The organism is Corallococcus sp. AB045, from assembly GCF_003668895.1.
GTDB lineage: Bacteria > Myxococcota > Myxococcia > Myxococcales > Myxococcaceae > Corallococcus > Corallococcus coralloides.
Genome location: NZ_RAWN01000126.1, coordinates 10941 through 29527, shown reverse-complemented (window position 1 = coordinate 29527; position 18587 = coordinate 10941). Strand labels below are relative to the sequence as shown.

Genomic DNA, 18587 nt, shown 5'->3' with positions numbered 1-18587 from the left:
CCACGGGCCTGCCCGCTGCCCCGGCCACCGCTCCTGCAGCCCGGGTGCCCACGACCCCGGCGCCCATTGGCGGTGGAGGGTTGCCCACGACCACGCCTCCGTCCCCGGCGGCCGCGGCGCGCAGCCCCGGCAAGGGTGACCCCTTCGCGGAGCCCGCGGAGCCCCGGCTGCCCATGGGCGGCTCGGCGGAGGACAAGCTGGAGTTCTTCCGGGGCATCCTGAAGCAGAAGACGGAGACCCTGGCCCGGGCGCGCGCGCTGTACGCCGAGCGCGAGGGCGAGGTCACCCAGCTCAAGGCCTCGCTGGAGAAGGCGCGCAGGGATGGCGGCGGGGGGGCTCCGGCGCCATCCGCGCAGGACGAGCAGCGGCTGAAGCTGGCCCAGGCGAAGGTCGCCTCGCTGGAGGCGGAGCTCGCCGCGTCGGAGGCGGACCGCAAGGACCTCACGCGCGCGCTGGCGGAGGTGGAGTCGGAGATCCCCCGGCTGACGGAGGAGCTCCACGCCGAGCGCGAGTCGCGCGGGTCGATGGCGGAGGAGCTGGTCGGCGCGAAGGAGGCGCTGGGGCTCGCGCAGGACCGCGTGGCGGAGCTGGCCTCCGGCAAGTCCGAGGCGCAGGGCGCGCTGGAGGCGGTCCAGGAGCAGTACCAGTCGGTGCTCGCGGACGTGGAGCGGCTGACCACCGAGCGCGACGCGCAGGCGCTCAACATCAGCCAGCTGGAGACGGCGCTCTCCGAGGCGAAGGGCGCCATGGGCGCCCTGGAGAGCGAGAGCGACTGGTCGCGCAGCTCGCTGGAGGAGGCGCACGCCCACGCGAAGGTGATGGAGGGCGAGCGGGACGCCGCGCGCCGGCAGCTCGCGGTGGTGGAGGACGGGCTCAAGACGCTCCAGACGCAGGTGACGGAGCTGGAGCGCGCGCTCGCGCTGAAGGACGCGGACGCGGTGGGCCTGCGCGCCGCGCTCACCGCGCGCACGGCGGAGGCCGCGGAGCTGCCCTCGCTCCGGAGTGCCCTGGAGGGCCGCGCCGCGGAGGCCGCCCGGGTCCAGGCGCGCGTGCGCGAGCTGGAGGCGGAGGTCGCCCAGGCGCGTGAAGCCGCGCGTGCCGAGGTGGAGGCCGCGGAGGTCCGTGCGCGCATGGCCGAGTCGGAGCTGGCCTCGCTGCGCGAGGTGCTGGAGGCCGCGGAGGTCGAACAGGTCTCGCTGCGCGACCGGATGGAGTCGGACGCGGCGGCGCTCGGCGAGGCGGTGCACGAGGCCGAGGTCCGGGTCCACGAGGCCGAGGCGAAGGTCGCGGCGTTGGAGGCCCAGCTGGCGGAGCTCACCGCCCAGTCCACGTCCGTGCAGGCCGAGCGTGAGGCGCACCAGCAGCAACTGGCCGCCGTGGAGCGCAAGCTCGCCACCACGCAGGCGGAGCGCGTGGGTTACTCCGCGCGCGTGTCCATGCTGGAGACGGCCGCGGGCCAGCGCGAGGCGGAAGTGCAGCGCCAGCAGGCCCTGGTCGCCAAGGCCCAGGAGGAGCTGTCGCTGGAGCGCGCCCGCCGTGAGGCGGTGGAAGCCGAGATCGCGGACGCCCGGGTGCAGGCCGCCGAAGCAGAGGGCCGCGCCGAGGCACTGAGCGCGGGGCATGACGGCCAGCGCGAGGAGCTGACCTCCCTCCACGAGCAGCTGGAGGCGGCCCGCGCGGAAGCGGACAAGGTGGACCGGCTCCAGCAGCGCGTGAAGATGGTGGAGGGCGCGCTGGAAGCCTCCGAGTCCAAGCGGCGCGTCGCCGAAGCGCAGGCGGCCCGCGTGAAGGACCTGGACGCGGCGAAGGCCGCGCTCGAAGCGAAGCTCACGTCGGAGCAGAGCGCCAAGGCGCTGCTGGAGGCGAAGCTCGCGCAGTCCGACGTCACGCTGCTGGAGGAGCAGGGCGTGAAGGCAGCGCTGGAGTCGCAACTCGAGGAGGCTCGCGCCGCGCTCGAAGCGGAGCAGGCGTCCCGTCAGGCGCTCGAAGCAAAGCTCGCGGAGGCGCCCGCTGCCAGCGCGGACGTGCCCGCGGACTGGGCGAGGGAGCGCGACCAGCTCAAGGCGGACGTGGCCTCCATGAAGCGCAAGCTGATGGCGGCCGAGGCAGCGCTCGAGTCGGCTGCCAGTGCCAAGGCGAAGGTGGCGCGACTGGAAGCGCAATTGAAGGCCCTGAAGTAGAGGTTGGACCTCCATGTCCTTCGCCGCGCCCACGGACCCATTGACGGGCATGCAGGCAGCCCGCTTCGGGCTGTACCTGCACTTCCCGTACTGCCTGGCCAAGTGCCCCTACTGCGACTTCGCGGTGGCGGTGGCGCGCCAGGTGCCAGAGGAGCGCTACGCGAACGCGGTGCTGGCGGAGCTGGACGCGCGCCTCGCCGCCGACCCGTCGCTGCGCACGAAGCCGCTGGAGTCCCTCTTCCTGGGCGGTGGCACGCCGTCCCTGTGGCACCCCCGCTACGTGGCGCGTGTGCTGGAGGGCATCGCCGCGCGCATGTCGCTCGCCCCCGGCCTGGAGGTCTCCCTGGAGGGCAACCCGGAGCGCGCGGACGCCGAGCGCTTCGCCGGCTACCGCGCCGCGGGCATCAACCGGCTGTCGCTGGGCGTGCAGTCCTTCCAGCCACAGACGCTGAAGGCGCTGGGCCGCGCGCACGACGCCGCCATGGTGGAGGGCGCGGTGGCGGCGGCGCGGAAGGCGGACTTCCCCGTGGTGGCGCTGGACTTCATCTACGGCGTGCACGGCCAGACGGTCGCGCAGGTGGAGGCGGACGCACGCCGCGCGGTGGCGCTGGCGCCCGAGCACCTGTCCACCTACGCGCTGACGGTGGAGCGCGAGGTGCTGGCGGAGTCCACGCCGCTGTCCAAGCAACTGGACCGCGGCGAGCTCTCCCTGCCGGAGGACGACGACGTGGTGGCCATGGCCCAGACGGTGCGCGACGTGTACGGCGCGCACGGCCTCACCCGCTATGAGGTGTCCAACCACGCGCGCCCCGGCTTCAGCTCCCGGCACAACGCGCTCTACTGGACCGGCGGCGAGTACCTGGCGCTGGGCGTGGGCGCCACCGGCATGCTGCTGTCTCCCTCGGCCCACCGCTACGTGAACCTCCGCAGCCCGGAGGCCTACCTGCGCACCGTGGAGGAGGGGAGACTCCCGGAGGCGAGCCGCGAGGAGCTGGGCCCCGAGGAGCTCTTCGCCGAGCGGCTGAGCATGGGCCTGCGTTTGGTATCGGGGGTGGACTGGGAGGCCGTCTGTGAGCGATACGGCCAGCCCGTGGAGCCCCGGCGCGCGGAGGTGGAGCGACTGGTGGCCCACGGCTTCGCCACGCGTCACGGCCGCAGGCTGGCCCTGACGGAGCGGGGGGCGGACGTGCACAGCGCCATCTGCGCGCGGCTGTTGTAGGCGGTTCCAGGAAGGACGATTCGACCGTGCTGACCAAGTGGTTGATGTGGATGGGCCTCACCATGCTGACGGGCAGCCCGCTCTTGTCCCTGGGGCTGCTGGTCGTGCTGCTGTTCGCGGCGGACCGGTTCACGTTGCAGGTGCTGCCCAGCCCCATGCGCGCCTTCAAGCGGTGGCAGCGCGCGGGGGACCTCGCGGGCACCATCCTCACCAACACCCACGACCGCCGCGCCCGCGCGGAGCTGGCCGACATCCGCGTGGGGCAGAAGCGCTACCAGGAGGCGGTGGACCTGCTGCGCCCCAACCTGGACGCGGGCGACGACGACGTGGACACCCTCTACCTCTTGGGCGTGGCCTATCTGGGCGCGGGCGACGCTCCCCGGGGCGAGCTGCTGCTCACCGAGGCCGAGCGCCTGGACGCCGACTACCGGCAGGGCGCCATCGACCTGGAGCGCGGCCGCTTCCGCCTCCAGCGCGGCGACTTCAAGGGCGCGCGCGAGGCCCTGGAGCGCTTCCTCCAGGTGCGTCAGGGCTCCGTGGAGGGGCGCGTGCTCCTGTCGCGCGCGCTGGACAAAGAGGGCCTGGACGTGGAGGCGCAGGAGGCCCGCGACGCAGCCTGGCGTGAGTACGCCGTCGCCCCGCGCTTCCAGAAGCGCCGCGACCGCTGGTGGGCATACCGGGCCCGGCCGTCCCGCCCGCTGACGTACGCCGCCGTGGCCCTGGTGTTCATGGGCGTGGGGGCGTACCTGACCCGCTACCTGCCCACGCACGACACCTACGGCCCCTACGGCGTCTACGAGGATGATCCCTACGCCGCGGACGACATGGGCGGCGACGACGCGGAGTAGTAGGCTTTCCGCGCATGTTCCCCCTGCCGTCCCAGGTGTTGCGCCAGCGCGAGGGCCTGCTGGCGGACACGCCCTTCCCGCTGCTCTTGCACGCGCTGATGGTGGAGGAGCGCACCTGCACGCTGGAGCTCAAGGTGCGCCAGCGCGAGAAGCGCATCACCTTCGAGGACGGAGCGCCGGTGGCGTGCAACTCCAACCTCCTGCACGAGACGCTGGGCAAGTACCTGGTGGAGAAGGGCCGCCTGACGGAAGGCGACTACCAGAAGTCCCTGGCGGAGAGTGTGTCCTCGGGCATGCAGCTGGGCGGGCTGCTCGTGCAGAAGGGCCTCATCAGCCCCTTCGACCTCTACAAGCAGCTCCAGGCGAACCTGGCGCACAAGCTGCTGGATTGCTTCCGCTGGACGGAGGCGAAGTACCGCCTCATCGCGGACGTGGAGAACCCGGACGCCACCGTGCGCGCCAACACCGCGCAGCTCATCCTCACTGGCGTCTCCACGCAGCTGCCCTTCGACACCGTCGCCACGCACTTCACCTTCACCGACGACCGCCGCTTCGGACAGATGCCCGGCGTGGAGTCCGCCCCCAAGCTGTCCTCCAAGGACGCGCGCCTGTTCCAGGCCCTGCGCCAGCGGCCCACCTTCAACGAGCTGCTGGAGCGCACCGGCTTCGACATGGACGCAGTGCTGCGCCGGCTCTACGCGCTGTGCCTGCTGGGCGTGGCGGGCTTCGCGGAGGACGTGGACGCGCGCACCGAGGAGCTGGCCAGCAAGGCCCCCGCCGCTCCCGTTTCCGCGCCGGAGCCCGTCCCCACGCCGGTGCCCGTGCCGGCCCAGGCCCCGTCCGGCACGCCCTTCGCGGACGAGGACGAGGCGGCGCGCAACGCGCTCGTGGGCGCGTTCCTCAACCACCGCAGCCTGGATCCGTTCGCGCTGCTGGACGTGCCGGAGGACGTGCAGCCGGTGGCGCTGCGCAAGGCGTTCCTCGCCGCCGCGGACCGCTTCTCCCCGCTGCGTTTCCACACCGCGGAGCTGAAGGAGAAGGCGGAAGGGATGCTCGCCGCGTACGCGCGGGCCTACGGCTTGCTGTCGGAGCCGGAGCAGAACGCGCTGTGGAAGAAGCGCCGGCAGGCGCACCGGGAGAAGGCCCGCAGCAACACCGGCCGGCCCTCCACCGCGGAGCAGTTCCGCATCCGCACGGACCTGCTGGACGCCACCGCCCAGTTCGACGAGGCCAAGCGGCGCCTGGAGGCGCGCAACTTCGCGGGCGCCTTCGAGTACTTCGAATACGCCTGCGACATCGACCCCCGGCCGCTGTACCAGGCCCACCGCGCCTGGGCGCGCTACCTCATGAAGCCGGAGGCGCACGGCCGGCTGGTGCTCCAGGAGCTCCAGGAGCTGACGCGCCAGGAGCCCGGCCTGGAAGAGGGCTGGGCCTTCCTGGGCGACGTGGCCCGGGGCGAGGGCCAGTGGGCGCTCGCGGAGGACGCCCTGCGCAAGGCCTTCAAGCTGAACCCCCAGCAGCGCCGCTACGTGGCGCTCATCCAGGAGATCGCCCGGCGGAAGTGAGCCCCGCCGGGCACCAGGCCCCCGGCGGCTACAGCCCGCGGAGGCTGGCGCGGTCGGCGGCGGACAGCCCCTCGCCGTTGGTCAGGTGGGTGACGGCCAACTGGATGGCCACGTCGTCCTCGCGCGTCAGCTGCTTGCCCGCCAGCAGCGAGTACAGCTCCTGGAAGCCCTCGTACCCGATGATGGGGCCCAGCGCGAAGTTGTCGCCGACGCCGCTGGTCTCCCGGTCCTGGTTGGCGCAGTACAGGAACAGGGGGACGAAGTAGCGCTCACCCGCCGGCACCTCGATGGTGGTCTGCTGCACCAGCAGGCCGTTCTGGATCTTCGTGCTCTCGGAAACGAGCATGAGGCCGGGGGGCAGCGTGACCGTGATGGGGCCGCCGGTGGTGTTGCGGAAGATGAGGCACAGGGTCACGGAGCCGCCGCCGCCCTTGGCGTCGTCCTTGTCCTTGTCGTCGCAGTCCAGCGGGTCCTCGGTGTAGAAGCTCTTCAACGGCGTCTCGAGCGTGATGCCCGCCGGCAGCGTGAAGGGCGCGCCCTCCGGCTTCGCCTTGGACGACCCCGTGCCCGGACCCGCGGACTTCGTGGTCGTGCCGCCGTCGGGACCGCCGCCGCCGTCCGGCTTGCCGTCCCCGTCATCCGAGCAGGCCGCCAGCAACGCCACCGCCAGCACCACGCCCATTCGCTTCGCCACGTGCCAGTTCATTGATTTCGCTCCCTGCGCTCAACGCGGATGGGCGTGCCAACCATGGCCAGCGCACAGCGTCAAGCACCCCGGGACCCGGCCGGCCCGATAATGTCCGCAAGCCCGGAGGCCGGGCCTGCATTCCCGGCCACTTGGCCGATTCCCGCTGAACCTACGGGCGGTATGGTAACGGCACAATGGGTCGGGAAGCCTCCCACCTTGGGGTATTTTCAGTACAGGGGCGAAGCATGAGGCGCGGCGGTGAATCAGGCCAGGTGGCGGTGGAGACGGCCATCGTCTTGCCCCTGTTCGTGTTCATGCTGCTGGGCATCCTCCAGCTGGGGTTGATGCACCAGGCCCGGCTCCTGACGAAGTACGCGGCCTACAAGGCCGTGCGCGCCGGCTCCATCCACAACGCGGACATCCCCACCATGGAGAAGGCCGCCCTGGCGGTGCTGCTGCCCATGGTGAGCACGGCCGCCAGCGGGGGCGCGGAGATCATCAAGCCCATCACCAGCGCCAGCGACTTCAAGTCCAAGTTCGAGGGCGGCGACATCGGCAAGAACCAGATGGGCGACGCCTCCGGCCTGAAGTTCGCGGAGGTCACCATCTGCAACCCCCTCAAGGGGGACCTGACCTCCGGCTCCCACGGCAACAAGGAGATGGACTTCGATGATCCGCGGGTCGCCTCCGGTGAAGGCGGCTGGGCGGACAGCCTGCGCACCAAGCTGAGCGTGCAGGTGACGTTCAACTACCGCCTGCCCATCCCGTTCGCGGACGTCGTCATCTACAACATCGCGCGCGGCCGCGACCTGCCGTACGTGCTGCGCCTGGGCAAGGACTCGGAGCGTGACGAGTTCATCGTCAAGAAGATGTCCAAGTACGACTCCGCCGCGGACAACAAGCTCTACATCCTGCCCATCCGCGCCACGTACATCATGCGGATGCACTCCAATCTCTATCTCACCCAGAAGGAACTTCCGGAGAGGAACGAATGCATCTTCCCGTTCGAACCGTGAGGTCCGCCTCCCGGCCCAAGCGCGGCCACCGGGGCCAGGCCCTGGTGCTCGCGTGTCTGTCGTTCCTCCTGCTCGCGCTGATGACGACGCTGAGCTTCAACCTGAGCCATGCCCTGCGGCAGAAGATGAGCCTGCAGCAGCACAGCGACGCGCTCGCGTACTCCATGGGCGTCGTGGAGGCGCGCGCGCTCAACTACTACGCGGCCAGCAACCGGGCCATCGCGTCCACCTACGTGGGCATGACGTCCGTGCACGGCTACATGGCCGCGGCCAGCGCCACCGGCGAGATGATGCGCGCCGGGCAGATGAGCTTCTTCATCATCGCCGCCCTGGAGGTGGCGCAGTGCCCGCCCTACAACTTCCAGCACTGCTTCGACGCGCTTGAAGCGGTGATGATCGCCATGGACTACAGCTCCAAGGCCAGCGAGTACGACCAGAAGGTCCAGGGCGTCGAGGGCTCCTTCAACAAGGTCATCGAGGAGCTGGACAACATGGCGAACAGGATCCATGGCTCCCAGCAGACGGTCCACCGGGCCACCAAGAACGCGCTGCGCGACGGCCAGTCCGCGGACCTGTCCCAGCTGACCGAGAAGAACGTCCCCGGCGCCAGCGAGCTGGAGTCCGGCGTGGGCGGGATGAACGCGGATGAGTTCGACTGCGCGGTGGACGGGATGAACTGCTCGCGCGCCGCCAACTCCAGCAACAAGTCCCGGGCGCAGGTGATGACGGAGATCGCCAACGCGTCCCGCCCCGGCTGGGCCGCCAACCGCAGCCTGCCGGTCATCATGAACGGGCTGCCCACCTACTACAAAAGGGAGTTCATCCAGGACCTGCTCAAGGACATCCCCGGCGAGGGCACCCACATGGCGGTGGGCCACAAGGGGACGGCGAAGGTCACCCAGACCAAGAGCAACATCCACGGCCCCGGCCAGGTCACCGGCAACGAGGGCAAGGTCGTGGTCGCGGACGAGCACGGCCGCCTCATCCAGCAGTGGCGCCACGGCTTCGGCACCGGCGGCTACGAGGCCCTGGTGGCGAGCAGTGAGAACGGCGGCAGCCACGAGCCCTCCGGCGCGCACAGCGACCAGCACGACAAGTTCAAGGGCATCAACACCAAGGACTTGATGGGCTGCTCGAGCAACGGCAACTGCTTCATGAAGTTCCGCGCCAGCGACGACCCCGCCCGCGACTGGGGCCAGCCGCGCGTCTACAGCTACGTCACCAAGCAGTTCTTCGTGGGAGGCGGGGCCCAGGCGCCCTGGGAGCTCAACTCCAGCGGCAGCTTCACGCTCACGCACGGCGCCCAGGGTGACGGGCAGCTGCGGCTTGCTCCCGGTGAGGGCGCGGCGCTCTCCAAGGCGCTCGTCTACTACCACCGCCTGGGGCCCAACGGCTGGAAGGAGGCCCCGGGCCTCTTCAACCCCTACTGGCGCGTGAAGCTGCACCCGTTCTCCGCCCAGGAGGCCGCGCAGGTGCTGAACCGGGCGGGCAACTCGGACGCCGCCCAGCTCGCGAACGCCAAGGACCTGGCCCTATGAGCCCCTTCCTCGAGTCGCGCCGCGCGCGCCGGGGCGCCGCTTCCGTGGAGATGGCGCTCTCCATGGTCGCGCTCATCCCCATCTTCATGTACGCGCTCTTCCTGGACGACCTCCTGCGCTACTCGCTGGACAACCAGGAGGCCGCGGTGACGACCATCTGGGACTTCACCACGCAGGACTACACGAAGGGCCTCAAGCAGAGCGGTGGCGGTGGCAAGGGCCCCCAGGGTGGCAGCTCCAACGTGCAGCACAACGCCCGCCTCACGTACTGCGACCACGAGTCCGGCATCGACCGGCCGGATGCCATGTCCGGCAGCAACTACGCGGACTGCGAGGACACGGACCACCACCTGGCGGTCGTCGCGCACGTCTGCTGGATGAACGACAACGCCCAGCAGGTGACGTGCAGTGCTCCGGACACGGGCGCCGCGAGCCTGGGCGGCCTCTCTGACGACTACCAGGGCGAGTTCACCAACGGCGGCCTCATCTTCTGCGAGGCCCGCGCCGTGGTGGAGAACTACCTCTTGCCCGAGCAGTTCCTGCCGGAGTTCAGCAAGGTGAAGTTGACCAAGGAGAACTGGAAGGACAAGGGCGTGGAGAACGTCCACAGCAACGCGGAGGAGGGTACCAAGGCCAACGCCTACTTCCTCAAGAAGGAGACCATGGGGATCCTCACCGACACCTGGGCGCTGACCCAGGACGCGGACATCTCTCCTTCCGGCTCCAGCGGTGAGATGTACGACCGCATGAAGAACCAGTACACGAGCGTCATCACGTACAATGCCATGCGCACCCAGATGCAGGACTTCCGTCAGAAGATCACGGAGGACCTGCTGGACGGCACCATGCTGTACATGTTCGAGGACTCGCCTGACGACCCGTACATCTCCATCCACCCGCACCTGGCCAACATGCAGACCCCGGCCAACACCGTGGACCAGGAGGGGAACACCCGCTACTTCAACCAGGAGTGGCGCGACTGGGACCAGGACAAGAACCAGAACACGTACAAGCACGGCGAGCGCGGTGACTGGTACATGGGCTGTAAGGACGCGGAGTCGTGCTGAAGTCGCTGGCCACGCACCCCGCCTTCCGCACCGCCGCGGTGCTGGTGTCGGTGTCGGTGGCGGGCATGCTCATCGGGATGGGCTGGGAGGAGGCGCGCTACGGCGGCACCCGCACGGAGCTGGAGCGGGCGGAGGCCTCCGCGGATGAGCTGGACCGGGAGACGCCGCGGGGCTCGGGGCGCTCGAAGCAGGACGAAGCCATCCTGGCGCGCACGCTGTCGTACTTCCCGCCCTATCCCAACGGTGGACGTCCGGAGGCGCTGGCCGCGGACTACCTGGGCCCGGGCACGCCCATCGCCGTGTCGTGGTTCGCCACGAAGGACTCGTCGGATCAGGTGCTGCAGCACTACCGCCAGTTCCTGCTCGACGAGGGCCTGCCCGTGGTGGGCCTGCGCTTCAACGACAACGCCGGCTACGTGGGCTACTGGGTCCCGAAGGACGACGAGGTCCGGTTGATGTCCACGCTGCGCCAGGGGGATGAGACCCTCGTCTTTGTCTCCTCCGCGCGCATGCGCAACTACCTGGAGCGCGCCGGCAACCGCATCCCCCCGGGCGTGCCGGTCCCCAGGGGCCTGCAGGACGCGGCGTCCCTGTCCCTCAAGATGGAGGGCGCCACGAACGTCACCGTGACGGGCCGGCTGCCCGACACCGCGCTCCCCGACGCGGAGCAGGCCTACCAGGCCCTCCTGCGCGACCAGGGGTGGAGCGTGTCCGAGGCCCGCCCGGCGGGCTTCCAGGAAACCGAGCTGACCCTGACGCGCGAAGGCCTGCGCGGACAGGCCACTTTGCGGCAACCTGCCGCGCAGCGCGGCGTGGAGTTCCACCTGTCGCTGATGCGAGCCCAGGGCGCGCCATGAACGCGGAGAGCGGACGATGAACCTTTCGACGAAGCGGATGTGGGTCCTGTCGCTGGGCGTGGGCGCGCTGCTGTGGGGAGGCCAGGCCTTCGCCGGCGTCAGCTGCGAGCGCCGCTGCGCGGAGGACAAGATGAAGTTCGAGAAGGTGTGCAAGGAGAAGGCGAAGAACGCCCAGCCCTACTGCACGAAGGTCGCCGGCCAGGCCAAGGACAAGTGCGTGAACAAGTGCCGCACGGGCAAGAGCGGCGGCACGACGATGGAGGCGCCCGGTGAAGAACACGCGCACTAGCCTGAAGCAGGCACTCCAGCGCGGGCAGGCCATGTCGGAGTACGGCGTCATCACGGCGGCGTTCTTCGGCTTCACCGTGCTGAGCTGGCCGTTCCTCATCCAGCTGCTGCGGGCCCTCAACACCTACTTCCAGTCCATCTACTACATCATCCAGTCGCCCATCCCCTGACGTCGGGGACGGGCGGCCGGAAGCGGGTGAGGCGGCCTACGGCTTCACGGTGGTGACGAACACCGCCTTGCCGCCCTCCACCTTCATCACCACGGCCTGCTTCACCGCGTCGCGGTTGGCGTCCAGGTTGATGGTGCCCGCCACGCCCGGGAAGTCCTTCGTGGCCGCGATGGCGTCTCGCAGCGCGGGGCCCGAAGTGTCCGGAGCGCGCTTCATCGCATCCACCAGCAGGCGCGCGGCGTCGTACGCCAGCACCGCCACGCTGTCCGGCACCGCGCCGTAGGCGGCCTTGTACTTCGTGAGGAAGTTCTGCACGACGGGGTCCGGGTTGTCCGGCGAGTAGTGGTTGGAGAAGTAGCTGCCCTCCAGCGCGGAGCCGCCCAGTTCGTACAGCTTGTCGGAGTCCCAGCCGTCACCGCCCAGCAGCGGCACGCGCAGGCCCACCTCGCGCGCCTGCCTCGCGATGATGCCCACGTCCGTGTAGTAGCCCGGGACGAACACCGCCTCCGGCTTCAGGTTCTTGATGGAAGTGAGCTGCGCGCGGAAGTCCGTGTCGCCTTTGGAGTAGCTCTCGTTGCCGACGATGGTGCCGCCGAACTCCTTGAACTTCTGGTTGAAGACCTCCGCCAGCCCCACGGAGAAGGCGCTCTTGTTGTCGGTGAGCACCGCGACCTTGTTGAGCCTGAGGTTCTCCCGCGCGAACTTCGCCATCACCAGGCCCTGGAACGGGTCGATGAAGCAGACGCGGAAGATGTAGTCGCCCTTCTTTGTCACCTCCGGGCTGGTGGAGGTGGGCGTAATCATGGGCACCTTCCCCGTCTGCGCCTTGTCCGCCATGGCCATGGACACGGACGACGCGGCTTCGCCCAGCAGCGCCACCACCTTGTCCTGCGCGATGAGCCGCGTGGCGGCCTGGGCGCCTTCCTCCGGCCGGCCCTGGCTGTCGTAGACGCGCACCACCAGCTTCTGGCCGCGCACACCGCCCGCGGCGTTGGCCTCCTGCAGCGCCAGGTCGATGCCGTTGCGCGCGGAGATGCCGAAGGTGGCCTCGGAGCCGGTGAGGCTGCCCACCTCGCCAATGAGGATGCTGCCCGCCGGCGGAGGCCCCGGAGGTGCGGCGGTGGCGCCACCCTCTTGCGTGGCGGGCGCGGGCGCGGGGGCCGGGGCGGACTTCTTCTCACAACCCACCAGGGCCAGGGCCAGCGCGGTGAGCAGGAGGGGGAGGGGACGGCGCATCGGTGGGCTCCTCGGTGGGGCGCCTTGGGGGGAGACGGACTCAAAAAAACGGATGGCTCCACCCTAGCTTGCCCGGTGGAGTGCGGCGAACCCGCACCCGACGTGACGGGCAGGGAAGCGCTCTGGATTTGAATGTGGACTGAACAGGTCCACATTACATAAGAGGCCGTCGCGGGCATCGGGCTCGCGGACAGCCACAGGAGACACCCCCACATGCTCCGGATGAGCAAGATGACCGACTACGGCATCGTGCTGATGACCGAGCTGGCGCGCGCGGACGGGGAAACCCGCACCACGCGAGAGCTGGCGGCGCGCACGCATGTCGCCCTTCCGTCCGCGAGCAAGGTCCTGAAGGGCCTGTTGCAAGCAGGGCTGGTGGTGTCGCACCGGGGCGCGAGCGGCGGCTACGGCCTGGCGCGTCCGGCGGAGGCCATCTCGCTGGCGGAGCTGGTGTCCGCGCTGGAGGGGCCGGTGTCCCTCACGGAGTGTGGCCAGCACCAGGGCAAGCCGGCCGGGCCCTGTGAGCTGGAGTCCGTCTGCCAGGTGCGGGGCCACTGGCGCCTCATCAATCAAGCCATCCAGGAAGCGCTGGGGAAGCTGACGCTCGCGGACCTGCGCGCGCCCGCGCCCCGCATGCCGGAGCGGCTGGTGGGCCTGGGCCTGCCGGCGTCCGTCAGCGCGCCTGCTTCCGTCACGGGAGTCCGCTCATGAGCACCACCGAAACCATCCAGGAGCTCACCCGCAAGGGCTACCAGGCGGGCTTCGTCACCCAGGTGGAGGCGGACACGCTGCCGCCCGGCCTGGACGAGGACGTCATCCGCGTCCTGTCCGCGAAGAAGAACGAGCCGGCCTTCATGCTGGAGTGGCGCCTGAAGGCGTACCGCCACTGGCTCACGCTGAAGGAGCCCTCGTGGCAGGCGGTGAAGTACCACCCCATCGACTACCAGGCCATCCGCTACTACTCGGCGCCGAAGCAGAAGCCGAAGAAGGACAGCCTGTCGGAGGTCGACCCCGAAATCCTCCGCACCTACGAGAAGCTGGGCATCCCGCTGGAGGAGCAGAAGCGGCTGCAGAACGTCGCGGTGGATGCCGTCTTCGACTCCGTATCGGTGGCCACCACGTTCCGGGAGAAGCTCTACAAGGCGGGCGTCATCTTCTGCTCGTTCTCCGAAGCGGTGCGTGAGCACCCGGAGCTGGTGGAGCGCTACCTGGGCACGGTGGTGCCCTTCTCCGACAACTTCTTCGCGGCGCTCAACTCCGCGGTCTTCAGCGACGGTTCGTTCTGCTACGTGCCCAAGGGCGTGAAGTGCCCCATGGAGCTGTCCACGTACTTCCGCATCAACGCGGCGGACACGGGCCAGTTCGAGCGCACGCTGCTCATCGCGGATGAAGGCGCCTCCGTGAGCTACCTGGAGGGCTGCACCGCGCCCATGCGCGACACCAACCAGCTGCACGCGGCGGTGGTGGAGCTGGTGGCGCTGGACGGCGCGTCCATCAAGTACAGCACGGTGCAGAACTGGTACCCGGGCGACGCGGAAGGCAAGGGCGGCATCTACAACTTCGTCACCAAGCGCGGCATCGCGCACCAGCGCGCCAAGATTTCGTGGACCCAGGTGGAGACGGGTTCGGCGATTACGTGGAAGTACCCCAGCGTCATCCTCAAGGGGGATGACTCGGTGGGCGAGTTCTACTCGGTGGCGCTCACCAACCACCGGCAGCAGGCGGACACGGGCACGAAGATGGTGCACATCGGGAAGAACACCCGGTCCACCATCGTGTCCAAGGGCATCTCCGCGGGCCGCGGGCAGAACACGTACCGGGGCCTGGTGAAGATGCTCAAGAGCGCGGCGAACGCACGCAACTACACGCAGTGCGATTCGCTGCTGTTGGGTGACGAGTGCGGCGCCCACACGCTGCCGTACATCGAGGTGAAGAACGCGACCGCGCAGGTGGAGCACGAAGCGTCCACGTCGAAGATTGGCGAGGACCAGCTCTTCTACTGCCGGCAGCGCGGCATCTCGCAGGAGGACGCGGTGTCGATGATCGTGAACGGCTTCTGCCGTCAGGTCTTCAAGGAACTGCCCATGGAGTTCGCGGTGGAAGCGCAGAAGCTCTTGGGTGTGAGTCTGGAAGGGAGCGTCGGGTGATGGCGTCGTTGCTGAGCATCCAGGACCTGCACGCCCGCGTGGGCGGCAAGGACATCCTGAAGGGCATCAACCTGGAGGTGGGCGCCGGTGAGGTGCACGCCATCATGGGGCCCAACGGCTCCGGCAAGAGCACGCTCGCGAGCGTGCTGGCGGGGCGTGAGACGTACGAAGTGACGAAGGGCACCGTGCGCTTCGACGGCAAGGATTTGCTGGGGACTCCGCCGGAGGAGCGCGCGAAGGCGGGCGTGTTCCTCGGGTTCCAGTACCCGGTGGAGATTCCCGGCGTGGGCAACCTGCACTTCCTGCGCACGGCGCTCAACGCGCAGCGCCGCGCCAAGGGCGAGGAGGAGCTGGACGCGATGGACTTCCTCTCCCTGGCCAAGGAGAAGGCGAAGCTCGTGCAGATGGACGCGGCGTTCATGAGCCGCTCCGTGAACGAGGGCTTCTCCGGCGGAGAGAAGAAGCGCAACGAGATCTTCCAGATGGCGGTGCTCCAGCCCCGGCTGGCGCTGCTGGATGAAACGGACTCGGGCCTGGACATCGATGCGCTGCGCATCGTCGCGGGCGGAGTGAACGCGCTGCGCTCGAAGGACCGGGCGATAGTGATGATTACGCACTACCAGCGGCTCCTGGACTACATCGTGCCGGACCACGTGCACGTGATGGCCGCGGGCCGCATCGTGCGCTCGGGTGGACGCGAGCTGGCGCTGGAGCTGGAGGAGAAGGGCTACGGCTGGATTGGCGGGGAGGGCAGCGCGGCCAAGGCGAAGGAGGCGCGGCCATGAGCGCGTCCCACTACGTGGAGGTGGCTCGGGCCTTCCAGGCGCGCGGAGACGCCCCCGCATGGCTCCAGGCGCTGCGTGAAGAGGGCTTGAGCCAGTTCCAGGCGCGCGGCCTGCCCACGTCCAAGGACGAGGAGTGGAAGTACACGCCCGTGGCCACGCTGTCGTCGCACCCGTTCCAGCCCGTGCGGGATGTGTCCGCGGGCGAGGACGTGGCGCAGGCGGTGGCGCGGCTGGCGCTGCCCGGTCCCCGGCTCGTGTTCGTGGACGGGCGCTTCGTGCCGGCGCTGTCGGTGCTCGCCGGCCTGCCGCGCGGTGTGGTGCTCAAGCCGCTGTCGCAGGCGCTGCGCGAGGACGGAGCGCTGTTGCAGGAGACGCTGGGCCAGCGTGCTCGGCCGTCGGCGCATGCCTTCACGTCGCTCAACGCGGCGCTGCTGGAGGAGGGCGCGCTGCTCACGCTCGCGCCCCGGGCCCTGAGCGAGGTGCCGGTGCAACTGTTGTTCCTCGCGCGCGGCGGCGACGGGCCGGTGCTGGCCAGCCCGCGCATCGTCGTGGTGGCGGGCGAGGGCAGCGAGGCCACGCTGGTGGAGACGTACGCGGGCCTGGGCTCGGGCGCGACGTTCACCAACGCGGTGACGGAGGTGTCGCTGGGGGACAACGCCAGCCTGCGCCACTTCAAGCTCCAGGCGGAGGGGGACACCGCAGTGCACCTGGGCGGGCTGTATTCGCGGCAGGGGCGCGACAGCCGCTTCCAGTCGCACGCGTTCTCCTTTGGCGGGGCGCTGGCGCGCAATGAAGTGCACGCGGCCTTCGCGGGTGAGGGCGGCGAGTGCGTGCTCAACGGCCTGTTCGTGGGCCGGGGCACGCAGCACCTGGACAACCGCACGGACCTGGACCACGCGGTGCCGCACTGCTCCAGCCGCGAGCTCTACAAGGGCGTGCTGGACGACCGCGCGCGCGGCACCTTCCACGGGAAGATCCGCGTGCGCGAGGACGCGCAGAAGACGGACGCCAGCCAGCAGAGCCGCAACCTGCTGCTCTCCGAGGGCGCGCAGGTGGACGCCCGGCCGCAGCTGGAGATCTTCGCGGACGACGTGAAGTGCGCCCACGGCACGGCGGTGGGCCGGTTGGATGACAACGCGCTGTTCTACCTGCGCTCGCGCGGCATCCCGAAGGTGGATGCGGAGCGGATGCTGACGCAGGCCTTCGCCAGCGAGCTGGTGCGCGCGGTGCCGGAGGGTCCGGTGCGTGCGCGGGTGGAGGCGTTGCTCGCGGAGAAGCTGCCGGGGACGGCGGAGGTGATGGGATGAGCGGGCCTGGATTCGACCTTGCGCGGGTGCGCGCGGACTTCCCCATCCTCCGGCAGGAGGTGCGGGGCCGGCCGCTGGTGTACCTGGACAGCGCCGCCACGGGACAGAAGCCGCAGGCGATGCTGGACGCGCTGACGCGCTTCTACACGCACGACAACGCCAACGTGCACCGGGGCGTGCACATCCTCTCCGAGCGCGCCACGCAGGCCTTCGAGGACGCTCGCGAGACGGTGCGCCGCTTCATCCACGCGAAGGACGTGCGCGAGGTCATCTTCGTGCGCGGCACCACGGAGGCCATCAACCTGGTGGCCGCCACCTACGGCCGCAAGCACGTGGGCCCGGGGGACGAGGTGCTCATCTCCGCCATGGAGCACCACTCCAACATCGTGCCCTGGCAGATGGTGTGCGACGCGGCGGGCGCGAAGCTGCGCGTGATTCCCGTGGACGACCGTGGCGAGCTGCGCATGGACACCGTGGACGCGCTGCTCACGGAGAAGACGCGCCTGCTGGCGATTACGCACGTGTCCAACGCGCTGGGCTCCGTGAACCCCATCAAGGAGCTGGTGGCGAAGGCGCACGCCAGGAACATCCCGGTGCTGGTGGACGGGGCGCAGTCGGTGACGCACTTCCCGGTGGACGTGCAGGACCTGGGCTGTGACTTCTACGCCTTCAGCGGGCACAAGCTCTTCGGGCCCACGGGCATCGGCGTGCTGTACGGCAAGCTGGCCATGCTGGAGTCGCTGCCGCCGTACCAGGGCGGCGGGGACATGATCCTCTCCGTGACGATGGAGAAGACCGTCTACAACCGCGTGCCGCACCGCTTCGAGGCGGGCACGCCGGACATGGCGGGCGCGGTGGGGCTGGCCGCGGCCATCCGGTACCTGGAGGCCGTGGGCATGGAGAACGTGTCCCAGCACGACCAGTGGCTGCTCGCGTACGCGACGGACGCGCTCCAGTCGGTGCCGGGGCTCAAGCTGGTGGGCACGGCGCCGCACAAGACGGGCGTGCTGTCCTTCACGCTGGAGGACGTCCACCCGCACGACGTAGGCACCATCCTGGACCAGGAGGGCATCTGCATCCGCACCGGACACCACTGCGCCCAGCCGCTGATGCAGCGCTTCGGGGTGGCGGCCACGGCGAGAGCGTCGCTGGCGCTCTACAACACGCGTGAGGACGTGGACGCGCTGGTGAAGGGCCTGCACAAGGTGAAGGAGGTGTTCGCGTGAGCTCGGACCTCAAGGACCTGTACCAGGAGGTGGTGCTGGAGCACTCCAAGCGCCCGCGCAACTTCCGGGTGGTGGAGGGCGCCACCTGCGCGGCGGAGGGCTACAACCCGCTGTGCGGCGACCAGCTCTCCGTGACGCTCAAGCTGGAGGACGGCGTCATCCGCGACATCGGCTTCCAGGGCCAGGGGTGCGCCATCTCCAAGGCGTCCGCGTCGCTGATGACGGGCGCGGTGAAGGACAAGACGCGGGAAGAGGCGCAGGCCCTCTTCGAGCGCGTGCACACGCTGGTGACCGAAGGGCCGGACAAGGTGGACGTGGAGTCGCTGGGCAAGCTCGCGGTGCTGTCGGGCGTGAGCGAGTTCCCGGCCCGGGTGAAGTGCGCGAGCCTGGCGTGGCACACGCTGAACGCGGCGCTGGATGGCCGCTCCACGTCGGTGTCGACGGAGTAGG

General features: G+C 69.8%; 18 protein-coding genes. 16 read left to right on the top strand and 2 right to left on the bottom strand.

Annotated elements, in window-relative coordinates; genetic code table 11:
• The 4 genes from D7Y21_RS26595 to D7Y21_RS26580 form a co-directional block, all read left to right on the top strand.
• A partial coding sequence (locus D7Y21_RS26595; RefSeq protein ID WP_121716504.1) for a plectin 1 isoform 8 occupies window positions 1-2180 on the top strand: 2180 nt, incomplete at its 5' end.
• Between the two features lie 13 nt (window positions 2181-2193).
• Entirely contained in the window at window positions 2194-3399 is a 1206-nt protein-coding gene (gene hemW, locus D7Y21_RS26590; RefSeq protein ID WP_121716500.1) for a radical SAM family heme chaperone HemW, read from the top strand.
• 29 nt (window positions 3400-3428) lie between these two features.
• Window positions 3429-4247, top strand: coding sequence for a lipopolysaccharide assembly protein LapB (locus D7Y21_RS26585; protein WP_233591482.1), 819 nt, complete (start codon window positions 3429-3431; stop codon window positions 4245-4247).
• 14 nt (window positions 4248-4261) lie between these two features.
• Complete coding sequence (locus D7Y21_RS26580) at window positions 4262-5812, top strand: DUF4388 domain-containing protein (RefSeq protein WP_121716498.1); 1551 nt, start codon at window positions 4262-4264, stop codon at window positions 5810-5812.
• 28 nt (window positions 5813-5840) lie between these two features.
• Here D7Y21_RS26580 and D7Y21_RS26575 read toward each other — a convergent pair whose 3' ends face one another.
• Window positions 5841-6506: a hypothetical protein gene (locus D7Y21_RS26575; RefSeq protein WP_147469382.1), complete on the bottom strand. Its 666-nt coding sequence runs from the start codon at window positions 6504-6506 to the stop codon at window positions 5841-5843.
• 239 nt (window positions 6507-6745) lie between these two features.
• Here D7Y21_RS26575 and D7Y21_RS26570 point away from each other — a divergent pair, with 239 nt between their 5' ends.
• Genes D7Y21_RS26570 through D7Y21_RS26545 form a run of 6 tightly spaced genes read left to right on the top strand, consistent with a single transcriptional unit; the run spans window position 6746 to window position 11436 of the window.
• Window positions 6746-7516, top strand: coding sequence for a TadE/TadG family type IV pilus assembly protein (locus D7Y21_RS26570; protein WP_120561950.1), 771 nt, complete (start codon window positions 6746-6748; stop codon window positions 7514-7516).
• Window positions 7513-9054, top strand: a complete 1542-nt coding sequence (locus D7Y21_RS26565) for a hypothetical protein (RefSeq protein WP_370039267.1) — start codon at window positions 7513-7515, stop codon at window positions 9052-9054. The genes D7Y21_RS26570 and D7Y21_RS26565 overlap by 4 nt, the downstream gene beginning before the upstream one ends.
• The gene (locus D7Y21_RS26560) at window positions 9051-10121 is read left to right on the top strand and encodes a hypothetical protein (RefSeq protein ID WP_120561948.1); all 1071 of its coding nucleotides are present in this window, start codon (window positions 9051-9053) and stop codon (window positions 10119-10121) included. Before D7Y21_RS26565 ends, D7Y21_RS26560 begins: the two co-directional genes overlap by 4 nt.
• A complete protein-coding gene (locus tag D7Y21_RS26555) occupies window positions 10115-10978 on the top strand; it encodes a hypothetical protein (RefSeq protein ID WP_120561947.1) in 864 nt (287 codons plus the stop codon). Before D7Y21_RS26560 ends, D7Y21_RS26555 begins: the two co-directional genes overlap by 7 nt.
• A gap of 16 nt (window positions 10979-10994) precedes the next feature.
• Window positions 10995-11267, top strand: a complete 273-nt coding sequence (locus D7Y21_RS26550; RefSeq protein WP_120561946.1) for a hypothetical protein — start codon at window positions 10995-10997, stop codon at window positions 11265-11267.
• Complete coding sequence (locus D7Y21_RS26545) at window positions 11248-11436, top strand: hypothetical protein (protein ID WP_120561945.1); 189 nt, start codon at window positions 11248-11250, stop codon at window positions 11434-11436. Before D7Y21_RS26550 ends, D7Y21_RS26545 begins: the two co-directional genes overlap by 20 nt.
• Before the next feature lie 36 nt (window positions 11437-11472).
• Here the strand turns inward: D7Y21_RS26545 and D7Y21_RS26540 are convergent, their stop codons facing one another.
• Window positions 11473-12672 (bottom strand): ABC transporter substrate-binding protein, encoded by a 1200-nt coding sequence (locus tag D7Y21_RS26540; protein ID WP_121716492.1) that lies wholly within the window; start codon window positions 12670-12672, stop codon window positions 11473-11475.
• Between the two features lie 213 nt (window positions 12673-12885).
• On the opposite strand from D7Y21_RS26540, the gene D7Y21_RS26535 reads away from it, so the two are divergent.
• Genes D7Y21_RS26535 through sufU form a run of 6 tightly spaced genes read left to right on the top strand, consistent with a single transcriptional unit; the run spans window position 12886 to window position 18586 of the window.
• The gene (locus D7Y21_RS26535; RefSeq protein WP_120561943.1) at window positions 12886-13383 is read left to right on the top strand and encodes an SUF system Fe-S cluster assembly regulator; all 498 of its coding nucleotides are present in this window, start codon (window positions 12886-12888) and stop codon (window positions 13381-13383) included.
• Window positions 13380-14819, top strand: a complete 1440-nt coding sequence (gene sufB, locus D7Y21_RS26530; RefSeq protein ID WP_120561942.1) for a Fe-S cluster assembly protein SufB — start codon at window positions 13380-13382, stop codon at window positions 14817-14819. Before D7Y21_RS26535 ends, sufB begins: the two co-directional genes overlap by 4 nt.
• Window positions 14819-15604, top strand: coding sequence for a Fe-S cluster assembly ATPase SufC (gene sufC / locus D7Y21_RS26525; RefSeq protein WP_120561941.1), 786 nt, complete (start codon window positions 14819-14821; stop codon window positions 15602-15604). Before sufB ends, sufC begins: the two co-directional genes overlap by 1 nt.
• Window positions 15601-16911: a Fe-S cluster assembly protein SufD gene (gene sufD, locus D7Y21_RS26520; RefSeq protein WP_121716490.1), complete on the top strand. Its 1311-nt coding sequence runs from the start codon at window positions 15601-15603 to the stop codon at window positions 16909-16911. The genes sufC and sufD overlap by 4 nt, the downstream gene beginning before the upstream one ends.
• On the top strand, window positions 16908-18137 hold the full coding sequence (locus tag D7Y21_RS26515) for a cysteine desulfurase (RefSeq protein WP_121716488.1): 1230 nt from the start codon (window positions 16908-16910) through the stop codon (window positions 18135-18137). Before sufD ends, D7Y21_RS26515 begins: the two co-directional genes overlap by 4 nt.
• Window positions 18134-18586, top strand: a complete 453-nt coding sequence (sufU, locus tag D7Y21_RS26510) for a Fe-S cluster assembly sulfur transfer protein SufU (RefSeq protein WP_014393962.1) — start codon at window positions 18134-18136, stop codon at window positions 18584-18586. The genes D7Y21_RS26515 and sufU overlap by 4 nt, the downstream gene beginning before the upstream one ends.
• The last annotated feature ends 1 nt before the right edge of the window (window position 18587 follow it).

What these genes read in the sequence shown, in the direction of transcription:
- hemW (WP_121716500.1), top strand. Translation starts at nt 2,194, where the DNA reads ATGTCCTTCGCCGCGCCCACGGACCCATTGACGGGCATGCAGGCAGCC.
- D7Y21_RS26580 (WP_121716498.1), top strand. Translation starts at nt 4,262, where the DNA reads ATGTTCCCCCTGCCGTCCCAGGTGTTGCGCCAGCGCGAGGGCCTGCTG.
- D7Y21_RS26570 (WP_120561950.1), top strand. Translation starts at nt 6,746, where the DNA reads ATGAGGCGCGGCGGTGAATCAGGCCAGGTGGCGGTGGAGACGGCCATC.
- D7Y21_RS26560 (WP_120561948.1), top strand. Translation starts at nt 9,051, where the DNA reads ATGAGCCCCTTCCTCGAGTCGCGCCGCGCGCGCCGGGGCGCCGCTTCC.
- D7Y21_RS26550 (WP_120561946.1), top strand. Translation starts at nt 10,995, where the DNA reads ATGAACCTTTCGACGAAGCGGATGTGGGTCCTGTCGCTGGGCGTGGGC.
- D7Y21_RS26540 (WP_121716492.1), bottom strand. Translation starts at nt 12,672, where the DNA reads ATGCGCCGTCCCCTCCCCCTCCTGCTCACCGCGCTGGCCCTGGCCCTG.
- D7Y21_RS26535 (WP_120561943.1), top strand. Translation starts at nt 12,886, where the DNA reads ATGCTCCGGATGAGCAAGATGACCGACTACGGCATCGTGCTGATGACC.
- sufB (WP_120561942.1), top strand. Translation starts at nt 13,380, where the DNA reads ATGAGCACCACCGAAACCATCCAGGAGCTCACCCGCAAGGGCTACCAG.
- sufC (WP_120561941.1), top strand. Translation starts at nt 14,819, where the DNA reads ATGGCGTCGTTGCTGAGCATCCAGGACCTGCACGCCCGCGTGGGCGGC.
- sufD (WP_121716490.1), top strand. Translation starts at nt 15,601, where the DNA reads ATGAGCGCGTCCCACTACGTGGAGGTGGCTCGGGCCTTCCAGGCGCGC.
- D7Y21_RS26515 (WP_121716488.1), top strand. Translation starts at nt 16,908, where the DNA reads ATGAGCGGGCCTGGATTCGACCTTGCGCGGGTGCGCGCGGACTTCCCC.